This window comes from Bradyrhizobium sp. USDA 4506 (genome assembly GCF_054058795.1).
In genome coordinates, this window is the sequence record NZ_JBSSBM010000002.1 from 7,443,749 (window position 1) to 7,460,695 (window position 16,947).

The 16,947-nt window shown below is 63.1% G+C and carries 16 protein-coding genes; 8 read left to right on the top strand and 8 right to left on the bottom strand.

Features of this window, described 5'->3' with window-relative positions; all coding sequences use genetic code 11:
• Positions 1-21 precede the first annotated feature (21 nt).
• Positions 22-984 carry an alpha/beta hydrolase gene (locus ACVIHF_RS37120; protein WP_456793450.1) on the top strand — a complete coding sequence of 321 codons (963 nt, stop codon included), beginning with the start codon at positions 22-24 and terminating at the stop codon, positions 982-984.
• A 425-nt stretch (positions 985-1,409) separates the two neighbouring features.
• Here the strand turns inward: ACVIHF_RS37120 and ACVIHF_RS37125 are convergent, their stop codons facing one another.
• The 7 genes from ACVIHF_RS37125 to rpmB form a co-directional block, all read right to left on the bottom strand.
• Positions 1,410-2,378: an IS4 family transposase gene (locus ACVIHF_RS37125; RefSeq protein ID WP_310885498.1), complete on the bottom strand. Its 969-nt coding sequence runs from the start codon at positions 2,376-2,378 to the stop codon at positions 1,410-1,412.
• A gap of 338 nt (positions 2,379-2,716) precedes the next feature.
• The gene (locus ACVIHF_RS37130; protein WP_456793451.1) at positions 2,717-3,922 is read right to left on the bottom strand and encodes an ABC transporter substrate-binding protein; all 1,206 of its coding nucleotides are present in this window, start codon (positions 3,920-3,922) and stop codon (positions 2,717-2,719) included.
• 322 nt (positions 3,923-4,244) lie between these two features.
• Complete coding sequence (locus tag ACVIHF_RS37135) at positions 4,245-4,472, bottom strand: hypothetical protein (RefSeq protein ID WP_028336196.1); 228 nt, start codon at positions 4,470-4,472, stop codon at positions 4,245-4,247.
• Positions 4,473-5,433: 961 nt separating this feature from the next.
• A complete protein-coding gene (locus ACVIHF_RS37140; protein WP_456793452.1) occupies positions 5,434-5,607 on the bottom strand; it encodes a hypothetical protein in 174 nt (57 codons plus the stop codon).
• 100 nt (positions 5,608-5,707) lie between these two features.
• Positions 5,708-6,565: a metallophosphoesterase family protein gene (locus ACVIHF_RS37145; RefSeq protein WP_456793453.1), complete on the bottom strand. Its 858-nt coding sequence runs from the start codon at positions 6,563-6,565 to the stop codon at positions 5,708-5,710.
• A 1-nt stretch (position 6,566) separates the two neighbouring features.
• Complete coding sequence (locus ACVIHF_RS37150) at positions 6,567-6,815, bottom strand: hypothetical protein (RefSeq protein ID WP_456793454.1); 249 nt, start codon at positions 6,813-6,815, stop codon at positions 6,567-6,569.
• Between the two features lie 247 nt (positions 6,816-7,062).
• Positions 7,063-7,371 carry a 50S ribosomal protein L28 gene (rpmB, locus tag ACVIHF_RS37155; protein WP_028341882.1) on the bottom strand — a complete coding sequence of 103 codons (309 nt, stop codon included), beginning with the start codon at positions 7,369-7,371 and terminating at the stop codon, positions 7,063-7,065.
• A gap of 354 nt (positions 7,372-7,725) precedes the next feature.
• Here rpmB and ACVIHF_RS37160 point away from each other — a divergent pair, with 354 nt between their 5' ends.
• From ACVIHF_RS37160 to ACVIHF_RS37185, 6 genes are all read left to right on the top strand, one after another.
• On the top strand, positions 7,726-8,556 hold the full coding sequence (locus ACVIHF_RS37160) for a DUF3108 domain-containing protein (RefSeq protein ID WP_375166756.1): 831 nt from the start codon (positions 7,726-7,728) through the stop codon (positions 8,554-8,556).
• A 583-nt stretch (positions 8,557-9,139) separates the two neighbouring features.
• Complete coding sequence (locus ACVIHF_RS37165; protein ID WP_456793455.1) at positions 9,140-12,676, top strand: helicase-related protein; 3,537 nt, start codon at positions 9,140-9,142, stop codon at positions 12,674-12,676.
• A gap of 30 nt (positions 12,677-12,706) precedes the next feature.
• A complete protein-coding gene (locus tag ACVIHF_RS37170) occupies positions 12,707-12,991 on the top strand; it encodes an RNA-binding S4 domain-containing protein (RefSeq protein ID WP_076824784.1) in 285 nt (94 codons plus the stop codon).
• A gap of 136 nt (positions 12,992-13,127) precedes the next feature.
• Positions 13,128-13,466, top strand: coding sequence for a ferredoxin FdxA (gene fdxA, locus ACVIHF_RS37175; protein WP_016844914.1), 339 nt, complete (start codon positions 13,128-13,130; stop codon positions 13,464-13,466).
• Between the two features lie 411 nt (positions 13,467-13,877).
• A complete protein-coding gene (locus ACVIHF_RS37180) occupies positions 13,878-14,684 on the top strand; it encodes a CarD family transcriptional regulator (protein ID WP_080686805.1) in 807 nt (268 codons plus the stop codon).
• A gap of 311 nt (positions 14,685-14,995) precedes the next feature.
• A complete protein-coding gene (locus tag ACVIHF_RS37185; protein ID WP_456793456.1) occupies positions 14,996-15,550 on the top strand; it encodes a hypothetical protein in 555 nt (184 codons plus the stop codon).
• Positions 15,551-15,884: 334 nt separating this feature from the next.
• On the opposite strand, the gene ACVIHF_RS37190 is transcribed toward ACVIHF_RS37185, so the two are convergent.
• Positions 15,885-16,304 (bottom strand): hypothetical protein, encoded by a 420-nt coding sequence (locus ACVIHF_RS37190; protein ID WP_253606105.1) that lies wholly within the window; start codon positions 16,302-16,304, stop codon positions 15,885-15,887.
• 194 nt (positions 16,305-16,498) lie between these two features.
• Here ACVIHF_RS37190 and ACVIHF_RS37195 point away from each other — a divergent pair, with 194 nt between their 5' ends.
• Positions 16,499-16,897 (top strand): nuclear transport factor 2 family protein, encoded by a 399-nt coding sequence (locus ACVIHF_RS37195; protein WP_057015516.1) that lies wholly within the window; start codon positions 16,499-16,501, stop codon positions 16,895-16,897.
• Positions 16,898-16,947 lie beyond the last annotated feature (50 nt).

The following is a 16,947-nucleotide window of genomic DNA, read 5'->3' on the forward strand; positions in this document are numbered from 1 at the left end:
CACTCGAACTCAAGGACTCCCATGCCGCTTCCGCTCGATCCCGTCATTGAGAAGATCATCCCGCTGCTGCCGCTGCGCGAGCCCGCGACCATGACGCCGCAGAGCTGCCGCGATTCGCTGCGCGCGCTGGCCGAGGCGCGCAAGGCGGTGCCGCCGCCGCCGGTCGACGTGGCACGCGATATCGAGGTCGCTGGCGCCGCCGGCAAGCTCGGCGCGCGGCTCTATCGCAACGGCCGCGGCACGGCGCCGACCGTGATCTTCTTCCACGGCGGCGGCTGGGTCGCCGGCGATCTCGAGACGCATGATCGCCAGGCCCGCAACCTCGTGATCGACACCGGCGCTGTCGTGATCTCGGTCGATTACCGCCGCCCGCCGGAGACGCACTTTCCAGGGGCGTTCGAGGATGCGTTCGCCGCGATCCGCGACGTGGTCGCGCGGATCGATGAATTCGGCGGCGATCTCGCCCGCGTCGGCGTTGCCGGCGATTCCGCGGGCGGCAATCTCGCCGCCGCCACCGCGCTGGCCTGCCGCGACGCCGGCATCAGGCTCGCCGGGCAATTGCTGGTCTATCCCGTCACCGATGTGGTCGGCAATTTTGCCGACGCGGCCGAGAACGCCAAATTTCCGTCACGCGCCGAGAATGCGGACGGCTACTTCCTGACGCGGGCGACGATGCAGTGGTTCTGCGGGCACTATCTCGCCGGCAAGGCTGAGGGCGCCGACTGGCGCGTCTCGCCGCTGCGCGCGAAGAGCCTCGCGGGCGTGGCACCGGCGGTGGTCACCACAGCCTGGTTCGACCCGCTGCGCGACGAGGGGCACGCTTATGCCAAGGCGTTGCAGGCGGCCGGCGTGCAGGTCGCGTATCATTCCGGCGAGGGCCTGATTCACGGCTACTTTGGTCTTGGCGATGCCTCGGACGCCGCCCGCGCCGAGGCGCAGCGCGCGCGGGCGGATTTTCGGGTGTTGTTGGAGAAGGGGGTGTGACCCCTCGCTTGCCTCCCCTGGAGGGCGCTTGCGGGGGAGGCGCGTTGCCAAAATATCGAAAACAACCCCATGCAAAGTAGCCGGCGGTGGCCGACGTTCGACCCGACGACTTGACGCGTCGGGCAACTCACGGGTATATTTCCAATATTCCGAAATCGATCATGCGTATGCCCGCACCAGGGGGCAGGTGGCATTTCGCCGTTGTTGACGGGGAGCTAACCTCCTCGTCGTCCCGGCGCAGGCCCATAGGCGCTAAGATAGTTTGATCATAGTCTGATAGTGGCGCTTATGTCTGGGTGGCTCGCGTAGATGTCGCCGGAGAGCGTGACTGGCTCTGCAGAGTAGAGCGATTGCGGGCTGTGGAATGATCGCTTGCCGTAGCGAAGCTACGAGCTGGCGCAGCAGACGCCACGTCACTGGGTGGGTCAGGCGGCGTCGGCCAAGCGGGGAGAGTCTTCGAGTTCGTCGACGAGCGGCTCGAGCAATAGAATGATCAGCAGATGAGCGAGGATATGGGGTCTGGCGGACCGCTCGTCGGTTCCGGGAGGTCCCTTCAGGCCAATCAGGCTTTTCAGCCGCTTGAAGCCGAGCTCAATGCGCCATCGCAGCCGATAGAGGGCGAGGATATCTGCAGTCGTGAAGTCCTCTGGCCTGAGTGAGGTCACCAGGATCACCCAATCTGCGGCGTCAAGTGTTTGCCTGGAGAGCTGATGACCTCCCTTTTGTGCAGTCCGGCGCGCCTTGCGTCGCGCAGCCGCAGCAGCTTGCGCCGGCTTCTTCGCGGCAACCAGACGCACTGCGAGCGGCGGCGCACCTGACTTGCGCTTTATCCAAATCGGCCGATCGATCAGGCCACGCGCCGAGGCGTTGCGCAGTTCGGCAGTGAGGTCAACAAGATTACCTTCGGCATCGAGCCAGCGCGCGCTCTTCCAGCCGGCCCGGATCACGAAGTCCGCATCGGCATCGACGAGATGCGCCATGCGCTCCGGTTGCAGATAGGCGCGATCGGCAAGACGGATCTCACCGGCAACCGCCGGTATCCGATCCAGCGTCTCGCCCGCTCGCTGATCGGTCAGTTCGAAGTGACCAAAGCGCTCCTGCGGAAGATCGAACGCGCTATGGATACGCCACACTGCGTTCTTGTTCCTGCCGCTCGTCCCAGCCTTGGGGACCGTCGTGGCGTCAACAATACGGATCAGACGACCGCGGCTCGCCTTCGGCGCCGCGGCGGCAAGCGCCTGCTCGACCAAGATTGCCAGCCAATCTCCGCACTGACGTAAGCGATACAACAGAGCCACGTTGGAGATATCGACAAGCCCAACCGACGTGGCCCATGCCGCCGTCAACCGCAGCCCTTTCTCACCAAGGCAATAAGCCAAGATCAGGCGCAGCAAGTCGACCGCATTGCTGATCTCCCGCGGACGGACAAACGCCTTCGTCTTGCGCGCGCTAATGTTCAGAGCCTCGGCTCCGCCAAGTCGGGCGACAACGCGCGCCCAATCTTTGTTCACAAGCGATTCGTGTGCCATTCCATCTTGGAATCACAAGCGAATCCAAGGCGCAAATCCTATTTTAGCGCCTATGGGCGCAGGCCGGGACCCATTACCACCGCGGCCTCTTGTTGAAACGGGCTGCGGCCCCAGTGTGCCGCCACCTGCACATCCGGGGTTATGGGTCCCGGCCTGCGCCGGGACGACGATGTGGATGGTTCAGCGTTCAGTCACAACGCCTCTCAATCATTCCCGATCGTGTCGCCGAACAGCTGCCAGGTCTCGCCGTTGAACTTCTGCAGCCGCATCGCTTCGACCGGGAAGTAGTCGGTCGGTGAGGTCTTCACCTTGATGCCGGGCAGGAACATCGGCAGCGCGATGTCGAGATTGGCGGCCTGCTTCATGATGTTCTCATGGGTGAGGTCGTCGCCGCATTGCTTCAGCACCTGCACCGTCGCCTCCGCCACCACATAGCCGTAGACGATCAGCTGGTCCTGCAGATTGCCGTCCGGAAAATACTTCTTCATGAAGTCCTGCCAGGCGATCACGTCCGGGTCCGCCTTCCATTGCGGATCGTTCGGATCCTTCAGCGAGTAGGACGAGATGATGTCCCTGGAATAGTCGAAGCCGGCCGGCTTCAGCACCGAGGACACCGAGGTCGAGGTCGCCGCGAGGAAGAACAGGTCGGGCTTCCAGCCGATCTCGCCGATCTTCTTGATCGCCTGCGCCGCCTGCTTGGGGATCGCGTGCATGAACAGCACGTTGGCGCCGGAGGATTTCAGCTTCACGATCTGGCTGTCGACCGTCGGATCGGTCGATTCATAGGTCGTCTCCGCCACCACCATCTTGGCGGTGTTCTCCGGCCCCAGTCCCTTCTTGAAGCCGTTGCCGTAATCCTTGCCGGCGTCGTCGTTCTGGTAGAACAGCGCGATCTTGGCGTCCGGCTTGTTGGTCAGCACATACTTGGCGTAGACCGCGGTCTCGGCCTGGTACGACGGCTGGAAGCCGATCGTCCACGGATAATGCGCGTAGTCGCCCCACAGCGTGGCGCCGGCGCCGACGAACAACTGCGGCACCTTCTTGTCGTTGAGATATTTGCGGACGGCCAGGCCCGTCGGCGTGCCCAGCGGATTGAGGATCGCGGCGACCTCCTCCTGCTCCACCAGCTTGCGGGTCTGCTCCACCGTCTTCGGCGGCGAGTAGCCGTCGTCGAGCGTGATCAGATTGATCTTGCGCCCGTTCACGCCGCCCTGGTCGTTGATCATCCTGAAGTAGGCGGCCTGCGTCTTCGCGATCGCGCTGTAGGCCGACGCCGCGCCGGAGAATGGCGAGGTCTGTCCGAGCTTGATCTCGGTGTCGCTGGCGCCCGTGCCATATTTCTTCTCGGCGGCGTGTACCTGCGTCGCGAGCGCAAGCGCGACGGCTGCCGTGACGGCCTTCCAGATCATCGTGAGCCTCCCTGTGGCTTTTTTGTTTTGTTCGCGAGGGAGAGCTTACGCAGGTCGAGGGAGGTGGGCTTGCGACGAGACGCCGGGGCAGGGATGCGAAAATGCGACGGGGTGGCCAAATCGGCCAATGTGCGGTGGCCTGCCGTGGAGCGGAATGCCGCTTCCTTAACCTCGCCCCGCTTGCGGGGAGAGGTCGGATCGCATGCAGCGTAGCGCAATGCGATCCGGGTGAGGGGGTACAGGTCTAACGGCGACCTAACGTGTGGAGAGAAGCCCCTCACCCTAACCCTCTCCCCGCAAGAGCGGGGCGAGGGAATAACTTCTAGCGCACCCGCACGCTGCCGGTCGTGACCGGATCGGTCGGCAGCACGGTGGCGCCGGCTCTGCTGGCGGCGGCGGAGGTGATCATGCCGGGCTCGGCCGCGGCCTGCACATTGCGCGGCGGGTTGAATTCGAGGATGACGAGGGCGGCCGTGGCGAGCACCGCCACGGCGGCGGTTGCAATCGCAGGCACCAGTCTTCCGCGCGGATCGGCTGCGCGAACTTGCATCGAGCAATTCCTTTATCGAGGTCGTTCTTTGGACGTGACATAGGAACGGCCAGGCTTCTTCCCAAGAGTGCGGCGCACATGCCTCACAATCAGTTGTGCTGGCCGTGATGTCCCTCACGGTCTTCGAGACGACGCGGCGTGCCGCGTCGAATCGCATTCGTGTAGGACGGCTTGTTTGCACACTAATAGTTGGAAGAGATCGTGGCGTTTTGCATGCGCCTCATGCGCTCGTGATGATGCGCAGTGATGTTGTGATTAATGGCCACGCGAGAAGCTGCTCTTGCCTTTATTTATAGGCTTTCTTTGTTGGTCAAGGCGCGTGCGTTAAGCGTTTCTTCACGAACAGCGCATCGGCAGAGATTCGTACCGTCGCGAGCGATGACACCGCTGTCATTGGCGGCAGCTGTCAGCGGACTTGGTGCGACCTTCGCGGACGCCGTCATTGCGAGGAGCGCTGCGACGAAGCAATCCATCTCTCCACGCCCATTCCGATGGATTGTTTTGCTTTACGCGTAATCGCGCAAAGAAGAATCCACTCGCGTCACGCCACACGCGCGGTCGGATCCCCGGCGAGATCGGGCTTGCTTGTCACCGCCTTCGCAAGACGCTTTCGCATCTCGCGAGGACACCTGCCACCAGGGCGTCAGGACCACACGATTTGACTGTCCGATGCAGCGCGCTCGTCTCGCGCATCTCTCGCGTCCACCGCATCCCCCGCCCAACGTCCGTGACGATCGTGATACGCCCCTCTCAGGGGAGGCGGGACACCCTGCTTGTACCCGTGAGTTGGGCTTTGAGGGAAAAGGAATATTCTCTATGTGATGATTGGGTAGGAGGTGTCGCGTTGAAACGGCTGGGAAATGGGAGTTTTTGGCGCACGCCCAGACCTGGTGGCCGTTGCGATTTTCGATCCCATATCCAGCGACGTCATCGGCTGACTGCAACGGTTACAAGTATCGCTTTATCCATTCAGCATGGCGGTTAATTCCAATTGCTCTTGCGGAACGTCGGCGTTGAGATCCAGCTGAACCCGCAGGACATCGTTGGATGGCTTGACGTCCACTGCTTCCAGCTTTGCGGCCACGCGCCAGATCGCAACTGTACCAAGATTTTGGATGGCGATAAGAACAGCCAAGGCAGCAAAAATCTTTGGTCCAAGTGGAACTACGACGACCCGATACCCTCTCGTCATTCCAAATACAACATTCTCGAGATGTCGGTATGCGGTCAATGCGTCAAGGAGCGGGTATGCAATACATTTGATTGCGGGGACGCTTCGATCTTATGACTGTTGTTGGAGCTGCTAGGCTCCCGGCGGAGAAGACGATTGGCGCGATTGCGCCTCCCTCCGAGTAGCTCAGATTTGGGAGGTGCTGATGACCGTGAATTACGAGCCATTGCCATCCGGATTGCTTTAAGACCTCGAGAAGTGCCGCGCCGTTTTCAAGATGGCTGTTCTCGTTCGGCAACCAAGGATGTTGCCGTATGTGGTGGTGGAGTAGAAGAATATTTCTCGATCGGAGCTTCTGGCCTAAAGACGCCGCGAACTTGTCGATCGTCCTTGTTGATATGCGTCCGCGCGCGGCTTCTTCCTTTTTGCCTTTCGCCGGAGTGACGCCGTGAAACTCACAACTATTCATCACGACCAGATTGATGTCAGAGAGATCGTCCTGAATGCAGACGAACCCTTCGCGCCAAAAGCGGTCGGATTCTCGCTTGGGCGTTGTCGGGAACATGGGATTGAGAGATAATAATGCGTCATTTGGGCGCCCCGCGTCATCATTCCGTCGAGAGTCGACGTCGTGGTTGCCGACTGAGCCAATAAGCTTGCGCGAGTGCGTCTTTCTCCGCACTGTCTCTAGTAGCTTCCATGCCTCGCTTTGCGCCAGTTGATCGCACTTGTCTCCCAAATCTCCGGGGCTCAGGATCCAATCGGGACGAATGTCATGAGCCTTTAGAAGATCGGGTATTCCCGTGAGGGGATTTCTTGTTGGCGATGCTAGCCTTGGCAGGCTGCTGAGATAGGACGGCTCGCCGCTCTCGTTGTCTCCGTGATGCAAATGCAGGTCGCTGAGAACTAGAATCTGAAACATGTTATGGCTCGAAGTTGTAGATCAGTATTTCCGAGGCATAACCGCGTGACGCGACTTGACCGGCAATCGTCCGATGAGTCTTGATTCGACGGAAATTCCATCGTGAGGCGATGGTGCGCATCATCCCGCAGTCGGGATAGTTCATCAAAAATCTGGCGCCGCGATTATCAATAGGGAAGCGATCGCTTTTTGCTTCCCGCCCATCGGAGGATTGGCTGAACTGAATCAGGATCAAATTGGTGAGGCACAAATGGTCGCCCTATGCGCAATTCGGGCGAAGTTCGCAATCGTCCTCGATGATCGTGACCCCACCTTTATCTGACGAACTTGGTAGATTTAGCGGGCAAGTGCAAGCCAACGTTGAGCAAAAGGCATCGCGCCAGAGGATAACTTGGCGATTTACGTGAGAAGAATGGTGGCAGCTGACAAACAAAAACGGCCGGGTCATCGACCCGGCCGTTCAAAACTCTCCGCGAATTCCGCTTTCGCAGTCTTGCTCAGCTCGCCTTCTTCACCGGCGCGGGCTTGCCGACCTTCTTCTCGATCGCGCGCTTCAGGTCGAGGGCGCGGGGCGAGAGCACGTCGGCCTTGGCCTTGAGCAGATAGGCGTCGAGGCCGCCATTGTGGTCGACGCTCTTCAGCGCATTGGTCGAGACGCGCAGGCGCACGTTGCGGCCGAGCGCTTCGGAGATGAAGGTGATGTTGGCCAGGTTCGGCAGGAAGCGCCGCTTGGTCTTGATGTTCGAGTGGCTCACCTTGTGGCCCGTCTGGGGGCCCTTGGCCGTCAGTTCGCAGCGCCGGGACATCTTACAAAATCCTTATTGCATCCCCGCCTCTCTGCCAGGCGTGCAATCACACGGCCCGCGCGGGGGTTTTGAATTCGCGTCCATTTTCCAGGAACCGCGGGTGTATAGGGGGAGAATACCCGAGCGTCAAGATTATATCGCCGCATGCGGGGCGCCGGAAATGCCGGTTCATAAGGTCTTCCAGCCACTTAACGGCGGATATGGCAACCATATAAAGGGCGTATTCGGCTGCAAGTCTAGGTTCCATAAGAGATGCGCGTGTTGTCCGGCCGAATTGAACGCCGAAATGGACAACGGATAGAGCGCCGATAGCAGGACCGTCAGGTAGGTTAAGTGACCACCGCCATTGCCATTTTGCCCCCGCTCGGCCGGCTGCTCGGCCTGTGCGCGGGCGCATTACTGCTGTTCTGCGCCGAGCGCGCCAGCGCGCAGGGGCGGCTCGACGCCCAGTATGAGGCGACCCTGGCCGGTATCCCGGTCGGCAAGGGCAGCTGGACCATCGAAATCGGCGACGACAGCTTCTCCGCCTCGGCCCAGGGCGGCACCGCGGGCCTCTTGAAGGCGTTTTCCGGCGGCTCCGGCGCGGGCGCCTCGCAGGGCCGCGTCGTCAACGGCGCGCTGGCCGCCTCCTCCTACACCGCGACCACCACCACCTCGAAGAAGTCGGAGACGATCCGGATGGTGCTGGCGAATGGCGGCATCAAGGAATCCGCGATCGAGCCGGAGCCGCCGGTCGATCCCGACCGCCTGCCGGTGACCGATGCGCAGAAGAAGAACGTGTTCGATCCGATGACCGGCTCGTTCCTGCGCGCGCCCGGCAATGCCGAATTGATGAGCCCGGACATCTGCCGCAGCGGCGCCGGCATCTTCGACGGCCGCATGCGCTACGACCTCAAGCTCGATTTCAAGCGGGTCGAGATCGTCAAGGCCGAGCGCGGCTATCATGGCCCGGCGCTGGTCTGCGCGCTCTATTTCGTGCCGATCTCGGGCTACATCCCGGATCGCCCGGTGATCAAATATCTCGCCGCCCAGCGCAACATCGAGATCGCCTTCGTGCCGATCGCCGGCACCCGACTGCTGGTGCCGTTCCGCATGACGATCCCGACCCCGCTCGGCCAGGCCATGCTGGAAGCGACCTCCTTCGTCACCACGGCCGCGCCGCCGCGCGTGGCGAAGACGCAGTAGATCGTGCCGTCATTCCGGGGCGATGCGGAAGCATCGAACCCGGAATCTCGAGATTCCGGGTTCGCGCTGCGCGCCCCCCGGAATGACGGGGCACTCAGCGTGCGGGGCATGCAACGAACGTCACCGGAATCCAGTTGACTCTTGTCCGCTTCTGATTCGACTCGTCCACCCTGGAACTTAAGGAATTCAGTCCGCATATCCTGTGCTTGTGGAGCCCTCTCAAACTTGATCTAGTGCCGCCGCCGTCAGCCTACCCGAGATGTTGCGGTGAACGTTTCGAGCCCGGAATGGAGTCAGCGATTCGGCCGCGATTCGTTCTAGAGTCGTTCCAGAGCTTAAGGGGGGCGCGGAAAGCGTCGCATTGTGAGACAGATTTCGCCGCAGATGGTGTCGATGATCGATCAGTTTCCGGATTTCAGCGTCATTGCGAGGAGCGAAGCGACGAAGCAATCCACTATCGCGGCAAGCGGTCCGAATGGATTGCTTCAGCGGAGCCTGTCATCGGGCGCGCATTCGCGCGACCCGTTGGCTCGCAATGACGGCTAACAGCGGCGCATCGACCAAAAGAAACAACCTGCAAAATATGGTTTTCTCAACTTCGTTCGGAAATGACCGCGTGCCCGGTGCAGGCGTCACCGCGGTGCTCGGGCCGACCAACACCGGCAAGACGCATCTGGCCATCGAGCGCATGCTGGCGCATTCGTCCGGCCTGATCGGGCTGCCGCTGCGGCTGCTCGCGCGCGAGGTCTACAACAAGATCGCGGATCGTGCCGGCGTCGACAATGTCGCGCTGGTCACGGGCGAGGAGAAGATCAAGCCGAAGGCGCCGCGCTTCTGGGTCTCGACCGTCGAGGCGATGCCGCGCGATCTCGATGTGTCCTTTCTCGCGGTCGACGAGATCCAGATCGCGGCCGATCTCGAGCGCGGGCATGTGTTCACCGATCGCATCCTCAACCGCCGCGGCCGCGACGAGACGCTGCTGCTGGGCGCGGCAACGATGCGGCCGATGATCGAGCGGCTGCTGCCGGGTGCCTCGATCATCACGCGGCCGCGGCTGTCGCAGCTTGAATTCGCCGGCGACCGCAAGATCACGCGGCAGCCGCGCAGAACGGCAATCGTCGCGTTCTCCGCGGACGAGGTCTACGCGATCGCCGAATTGATCCGCCGTCAGCATGGCGGCGCGGCCGTGGTGCTGGGCTCGCTCTCGCCACGCACGCGCAATGCGCAGGTCGCGATGTTCCAGAACGGCGACGTCGATTACCTCGTCGCCACCGACGCGGTCGGCATGGGGCTCAATCTCGACGTCGACCACGTCGCCTTCGCCTCCGACCGCAAGTATGACGGCTACCAGTTCCGCCGGCTGACGCCGGCCGAATTCGCGCAGATCGCGGGCCGCGCCGGCCGCGCGACGCGCAACGGCACCTTCGGCACCACCGGGCGCTGCGCGCCGTTCGAGCCGGAGCTCGTCAACGCGCTGCAGAACCACACCTTCGATGCCGTCAAGGTGCTGCAATGGCGCAACGCGAAGTTGGACTTCGCCTCGCTCGGCGCGTTGCAGGTGTCGCTGGCGCTATCGCCCAATCATGAGGCACTGACGCGGGCCCCGGTGGCCGAGGATTTGCGCGTGCTCGAGCATGTCGCGCGCGACGCCGAGGTGCGCGATCTCGCGCATGGGGCGGCCGCGGTGGAGCGGCTGTGGGAGGCCTGCCAGGTTCCGGACTACCGAAAGCTGTCACCGGCCGCCCATGCCGAACTCGTGACCACGCTGTATGGCTTCCTGATGCAAAAGGGGCGTATCCCTGACGCATGGTTTGCCGCCCAGGTCGACCAGGCCAACCGGACCGACGGCGATATCGACACGCTATCGGGCCGGATCGCGCAGATCAGGACCTGGACCTTTGTTGCCAACCGGCCGGACTGGCTCTACGACCCGGACCACTGGCAGGGGATCACGCGCGAGCTCGAAAATAAATTATCCGATGCGCTGCATGAACGGCTCACGGAGCGTTTCGTTGACAGGCGGACCAGTGTATTGATGCGCCGCCTGCGGGAGAACTCAGTTTTGAATACGGAAATTGGCAAGACCGGTGAAGTGATCGTGGAAGGCCACGTGATCGGCCGGCTCGATGGTTTCACCTTCGCACCTGATGCGGCCGAGGCCGGCAGCGACGCCAAGGCGCTGCAAGCCGCCGCCCAGCAGGTGCTGGCGCGCGAGATCGATGCGCGTGCCGAGAAACTGGGCGCCGCCCCCGACGAGCAGTTCGTGCTGACCTCCGACGGCACCATCCGCTGGACCGGCGATGCGGTCGCCAAGCTGGTGTCCGCCGAGGACGCGCTGCATCCGCGGCTGCGCATCATCTCCGACGAGCGGCTGACCGGCGCCTCGCGCGAAGCGGTGCAGACCCGGCTCGATCTCTGGCTCAAGACGCATATCGAAAAGCTGCTCGGGCCGCTGTTCGAACTGTCCAAGGCCGAGGACCTGCAGGGCATCGCCCGCGGCATCGCCTTCCAGCTGGTCGAGGCGCTCGGCGTGCTCGAACGCGCGAAGATCGCGGCCGAGATGAAGGATCTCGACCAGCCCTCGCGCGCGGCCCTGCGCAAATACGGCGTGCGGTTCGGCGCCTACCACATCTATTTCCCGCAGCTCTTGAAGCCCGCGGCGCGCTCGCTGGCCTCGCTGCTGTGGGCCGAGAAGCAGAGCAATGCCGACATGGCGGCGCTGTCAAATGTGCAGCATCTGGCCTCCAGCGGCCGCACCTCGTTCCCGGTCGACAAGGCGTTGCCGCGCGATGCCTATCGCGTGCTCGGCTATCGCCAGTGCGGCGAGCGCGCGGTGCGCGTCGACATCCTGGAGCGGCTCGCCGACCTGATCCGCCCCGCTCTGGCCTGGCGCGAGACCTCGCCGGGCGAGAAGCCCGCGGGCGCGTTCGACGGCCGCGGCTTTGTCGTGACGCAGGCGATGACCTCGCTGACCGGCTCCGCGGGCGAGGATTTTGCCTCGATCCTGCGCGCGCTCGGCTACCGCATGGACCGCCGTCCGCCGCTGCCGCCGAAGCCCGTCGAGGCCGCGCCGGCCGAGACCACGGAGGCCGTAGCCGAGACCACGGAGGCCGTGGCCGAGACCACCGAGACGGTCGCCGCCGAGACGCCGCCAGTCGAGGCGACCTCTGAGGCCGCCGTGGATGCGCCGGTTGGTGCCACCGCCGAGGTTGTGGCCGAAGCGCCGGAGGCCGCCACGGATCAGCCAGTGTCGGGCGATCCCGCACCGTCGGCCGCGCTGCTGCCCGATGTCGGCTTTGCCGAGGTGGTGTCCAGCGAGGCGACGCCGGTCGTCGTCGAGACCAAGCCCGAGCCGGCGGCAGAAGCTGCCGCGGAGCCCGCCGCTGTCGCCGAAGAGCCCGCTGCTGAGGCGCCCGCTTCGGAAGCGGTATCCGAGTCCGCGCCTGCCGTGGAAGCCACTGCAGAGACGCCCTCCGAGACCGCCACTGAGGCGGCCGCGGAGACCGCGAGTGCTGAGGCAGCACCAGCTGAAGCCACTGCCGCCGCCGCGGAGACGCCGGCCGAGCCGCAGCTGGTCGAAGTCTGGCGTCCCGGTGGCCGCTCCGACGAGCGCCGTCCGCATCATCGCGGCCACGATCGGAACCGCGGCCGTCACCAGGGCAAGCCCGCCGAGGGCGCCCAGGCCGCAGAAGGCGGCGGTGAGGGGGGCAACAGCAAGCGCGAGCAGCATCGCCGTCCGCGCCGTCACCAGGATTTCCGCGCGCCGCGTCCGGGCGCGCCCGCGGATCCGGCTGCGGCCCCCGCCGAAGGCGCGCAGGCCCGCGACAACAGGGACGACAAGGGTCAGCGCCGCGAGCGCTTCGAAGGCAAGGGTCGCGACCGCGACAACGAGCGTCGCCGCGACAACAAGTTCGGCGGCGACCGCAAGGGCGAGCGCGGCGATCGTGATCGCGGCGGCCGCGATTTCGGCAAGGGCGGCCGCGACAAGCGCGAGGGCGGCCCGTCGCATCGGCCCTACGCCTCGAGCGCGCCGCGCGAGCGCGACCGGCCGATCGATCCGAATTCGCCATTCGCCAAGCTCGCTGCCCTGAAAGAGCAGCTCGCAGGCCGGAAGGAATAGTCCAACCCTTGGTTTAACGCTTGGTCTAGTTTGGATCGACAGCGCCTCGACAAATGGCTGTGGCATGCGCGCCTGGTGAAGGCCCGCACCAGCGCCGCTGAACTCGTCGTATCGGGTCATGTCCGGATCAACGGCGCGCGTGAGAAATCGCCGGGCCATGCGGTGAAGGCGGGTGATGTCGTCACCGTCGCGCTCGACAACAGCGTCCGCGTGCTCAAGGTGATCGGCTTTGCCGAGCGGCGCGGCGATGCCAGTTCGGCGCGGGTGCTGTACGAGGATTTGCAGGCCGGCAATTTGCAGGCCGGTAAGGAGTAGTTATCTAGCGCTTGCTATCTCAATTTGGGTGGCAGGAGCGTGAGAATACTGGCGTTTTTCGAGGGCCGCTTCCCTTGCGGCCCCGGTATTCCTGCGCTACGCAACCCCAGAAAAACCGATCGTTCCGGAGTTTTGGATGACCTACGTCGTCACTGAAGCCTGCATCAAGTGCAAATATACCGACTGCGTCGAGGTCTGCCCCGTCGATTGCTTCTACGAGGGCGAGAACATGCTGGTCATCCATCCCGACGAATGCATCGATTGCGGCGTGTGCGAGCCGGAATGCCCGGCGGACGCCATCAAGCCGGACACCGAGCCGGGCCTGGAAAAGTGGCTCGAGGTCAACCGCGACTACGCCAAGAGCTGGCCCAATATCACCCAGAAGAAGGACTCGCCGGAAGACGCCAAGGAGTGGGAAGGCAAGGAAGGCAAGTTCGAGAAATATTTTTCTCCGAATCCCGGCAGCGGCGACTGATTCGCCAGGGAATACCGTGGTAAGGTCGGGCTCTGGTCCGCCGCGGCCCTCCGTTCGGCCGCCGATTTAACCCTAATGACGGACATATGACCTGAACGGCCCCTGTTATGCCCGGAATCGGGCGTAAACCATTGATTTTTGCGGAAAATGTGCTATATCTGACACATTACAGGCCAAGAACCCCCTGCCATGCGTACCTTGTGGCTTCGAGGTTCCCGCAAACTCGAACAGGGGCGTGGCAGTTTCCGCGCGCAGGCTGTGTCACAGAAAACGCGTAAAAAGAGTGCTTCAAAGACGACGAAAAAAGCCGCTGTCGTTGCTCGCAGCGCAACCAAGGGCCGTGCCAAGGCTTCCGTGAAGGGGGCCAAGAAGGCGGCGGCTGCAAAGTCCTCAAAGAACAAAAGAAGCGTGATGCCAGAAAAGACTGCCAAGACTGCCGCGAAAGCGGCAGCTGCGAAGCCCGCTGCTGCCAAGGTCGCCCCCAAGCCTGCCGCGACCAAGACGGCTGCTGCGCCGAAGCCGGCCGCCCCGAAGGCTGCCGTCCCCGCCGCTGCTCCGAAGGCTGCCGCCAAGCCGGCCGCCGCGCCGCGCGTCGAGGAGCCGAAGAAGGTCGTGACGCAGCGTCAGGGCTTCAAGGCCAATGAATTCGTGGTCTATCCCGCTCACGGCGTCGGCCAGATCCTGGCGATCGAGGAGCAGGAGATCGCGGGCGCCAAGCTCGAGCTGTTCGTGATCAATTTCATGAAGGACAAGATGACGCTGCGCGTCCCGACGGCGAAGGTCGCCAATGTCGGCATGCGCAAGCTGTCGGAGCCGGCGCTGGTCAAGAAGGCGCTGGAGACGCTGAAGGGCCGCGCCCGCGTCAAGCGCACCATGTGGTCGCGCCGCGCCCAGGAATACGAAGCGAAGATCAACTCGGGCGACATCGTCGCGATCGCCGAGGTGGTCCGCGACCTCTATCGTTCGGAATCGCAGCCCGAGCAGTCCTATAGCGAACGCCAGCTCTATGAAGCGGCGCTCGACCGTCTGTCGCGCGAGATCGCGGTCGTGCAGCACTCGACCGAGACCGAGGCGATCAAGGAGATCGAAGGCCAGCTCGCCAAGAGCCCGCGCCGCGGCGCCAAGGCAGAAGCCGAGGGTGAAGGCGAGGGCGATGCCGACGGCGAGGATGCCGATACCGATGGCGACGATACCGCCGTCGAGGACGAAGCCGCCTGAAAGGGTTCGACGGATTGAAAACAAAAGCCCGGTCGCAAGACCGGGCTTTTTGCTTTGGCGGCGTGTCCGTGGGGCACGCTTACCTCTCCCCTGGTGGGAGAGGTCGGATTGCATGGCAAATGCAATCCGGGTGAGGGTGCAGGCTCTCCGCAAGTTGCAGCCCCTCGACCGCGATCTTCGCCCGGGCAGATCGATATTCCAAACTGTCCGCGCCGCTGGACTCTTGGACCAGCGGCACTCGTTGCCGACTTATCCCGAAACGGAACGCCGGTAACTTTCGCGCGTTCGCTCGCCAATGAGGAGAGCGGACCATGACATCAAAGGCAGGCATTTTTTTCGCAGGCGTTGGAACAACTTTTATTATCCTAGGCGCTGGGTTCGGTGGTGGACTGTTCATGGCGAATTCGGCGCTTAAGGATTCTGCCGGCGCCCCCGCGCGCGTCTCTTCGCCAGCGCCTGCGGAACCAGCGCGCGTTATCCTGCCATCCACGGCAGAAGCCGCGCAGCCACCGCAGCCTGCCACCCAACGAGAGCCCGCCACGCCAGACGCAGCCTCACCGCCGCAGCCGCCACTGGAGCCGGTCAAGGACGTACAAGCGCCTGTCGAGAAGCAGGCGGACGTGGTGGACACGAGAAAATCTGACATTGCAGAAAAGGAGCGGCGTAAGCGCTACGCCGAACGCAAGGCGACGCGCGTCGCGACCGAGCAGGCGAGGCGTCAACAGCGGCGCATCGAACAAGGCGAGCAACGCCGCGAAGCTCCGGTGCTCTTGGAGCAGGCGCGACGCCACGAAGTGCCGATCATGGCGTCTGAAGACGATGACTCCCCGCCGCGTCCGTTCGCGAATTTCTTCAGGAATGACTGAGCGCATCGCTTTAGTGAAGGAGCCGAGGAACAGTCCGCAATCGAGGGACGTTAGTGCTGATACAGAAGGCCCGTTCGTCTGATGGCTAACGAAAACTCCATTGCTTCAACTGCCAGTCCTGAACAACGCATAGAGCAGGCGTCAGAGGCGATCCGTCAGATGGCTGAGCGCGGCGTATTCGAACCTTTGCCGCAACAAGATCGGTGGCTGCATCACTTGAGTGAAGCGACCAGGGCGGCTCCGCTTCAATCGCTTGCCGTTGCATTCTTGCTGGGGGTCTTCCTGGCTCGGCGGTAGCCGTCGGCTACGCCGTTGATGCTGCCGCGCCGCGTGCTCAATACGAGCGCTGCTCGATGCCCCAGCGGCGGTTCTCGGAGGTCACGATCCATAGATTGCGGTGACGGCTGGCAATCGATCCGTCGGCGCGGTGGCGGCTGTATTCGACCAGCAGATGCACCTTGCGCGGCCCGACCAGCACCGGCTCCTTGCGCTGATAGGTGCTCTTCGTCCATCCCGTGGTGCGCGCCAGATCGTTGAAGAACGACGGCGGCAGCTGGCCCGGGCCATCCCAGATCACGAGCTGCTCGCCGGACAGGATGACGTGCGGGAAGTGCAGCAGCGCGTCCATGCCGGCGAGATCGCGAGCGTTGAAGCGGTCGGTGAAATCGTCGATGCAACGGATCGCCGCCGCGATCATGGCCGCATGGTCGGCATTGTCAGGGGCGGGTTGGAAGAGCTTGTCGGCATTACTCATGCCGTCGCTTTACACTGGCAGCGAAGCGAGCCGCAATGACGCTCGAAGCTACGTAAACGATCCTGACCAGTATCGTCTTGTCTTGCTTCATGGATGACGACGGCAACGGGAGCGCGGCGTGCTATGCTGACCGCCCTGCCGTTATTTGATCGACATTAAACTGACCCCATCAATTTGCAGCGAGGAGAAATTCGATGACATCCAATGTTGAGGCAACCAGGAAGGGTTATGAGGCCTTTCAACGTGGTGACATTCCGACGCTCATGAGGGATCTGATCGATGACGACTGCACGTGGATAACCCCGGGTCCCCAGGACAAACTGCCTTGGGCCGGGACCTTCAAGGGAAAGCAGCAGATTGCAAACTTCTTCGTCCAGGTTGGCGAGAATCTGGAATTCAGCGAGTTCGCGCCGCGTGAGATGATTGAGCAGGGCGACACCGTCGTGGTCCTGGGTACACTCACGGCGCGGGCAAAGAAAACAGGCAAGACTGTAACGAACGAATGGGCCCACGTTTTCAAGTACCGTGACGGGAAGGCGGTCCGCTTTCAGGAGTACATTGACACTGCGGCGGATGTTGCCGCGATGTCGTGACAAAGCAAGAGGCAGGCGCGCATGCGCGGATGTCGTCGGCGTCATCCGCC

What these genes read in the sequence shown, in the direction of transcription:
- ACVIHF_RS37120 (WP_456793450.1), top strand. Translation starts at nt 22, where the DNA reads ATGCCGCTTCCGCTCGATCCCGTCATTGAGAAGATCATCCCGCTGCTG.
- ACVIHF_RS37130 (WP_456793451.1), bottom strand. Translation starts at nt 3,922, where the DNA reads ATGATCTGGAAGGCCGTCACGGCAGCCGTCGCGCTTGCGCTCGCGACG.
- ACVIHF_RS37135 (WP_028336196.1), bottom strand. Translation starts at nt 4,472, where the DNA reads ATGCAAGTTCGCGCAGCCGATCCGCGCGGAAGACTGGTGCCTGCGATT.
- ACVIHF_RS37145 (WP_456793453.1), bottom strand. Translation starts at nt 6,565, where the DNA reads ATGTTTCAGATTCTAGTTCTCAGCGACCTGCATTTGCATCACGGAGAC.
- rpmB (WP_028341882.1), bottom strand. Translation starts at nt 7,371, where the DNA reads ATGTCCCGGCGCTGCGAACTGACGGCCAAGGGCCCCCAGACGGGCCAC.
- ACVIHF_RS37165 (WP_456793455.1), top strand. Translation starts at nt 9,140, where the DNA reads ATGGTTTTCTCAACTTCGTTCGGAAATGACCGCGTGCCCGGTGCAGGC.
- fdxA (WP_016844914.1), top strand. Translation starts at nt 13,128, where the DNA reads ATGACCTACGTCGTCACTGAAGCCTGCATCAAGTGCAAATATACCGAC.
- ACVIHF_RS37180 (WP_080686805.1), top strand. Translation starts at nt 13,878, where the DNA reads ATGCCAGAAAAGACTGCCAAGACTGCCGCGAAAGCGGCAGCTGCGAAG.
- ACVIHF_RS37185 (WP_456793456.1), top strand. Translation starts at nt 14,996, where the DNA reads ATGACATCAAAGGCAGGCATTTTTTTCGCAGGCGTTGGAACAACTTTT.
- ACVIHF_RS37190 (WP_253606105.1), bottom strand. Translation starts at nt 16,304, where the DNA reads ATGAGTAATGCCGACAAGCTCTTCCAACCCGCCCCTGACAATGCCGAC.
- ACVIHF_RS37195 (WP_057015516.1), top strand. Translation starts at nt 16,499, where the DNA reads ATGACATCCAATGTTGAGGCAACCAGGAAGGGTTATGAGGCCTTTCAA.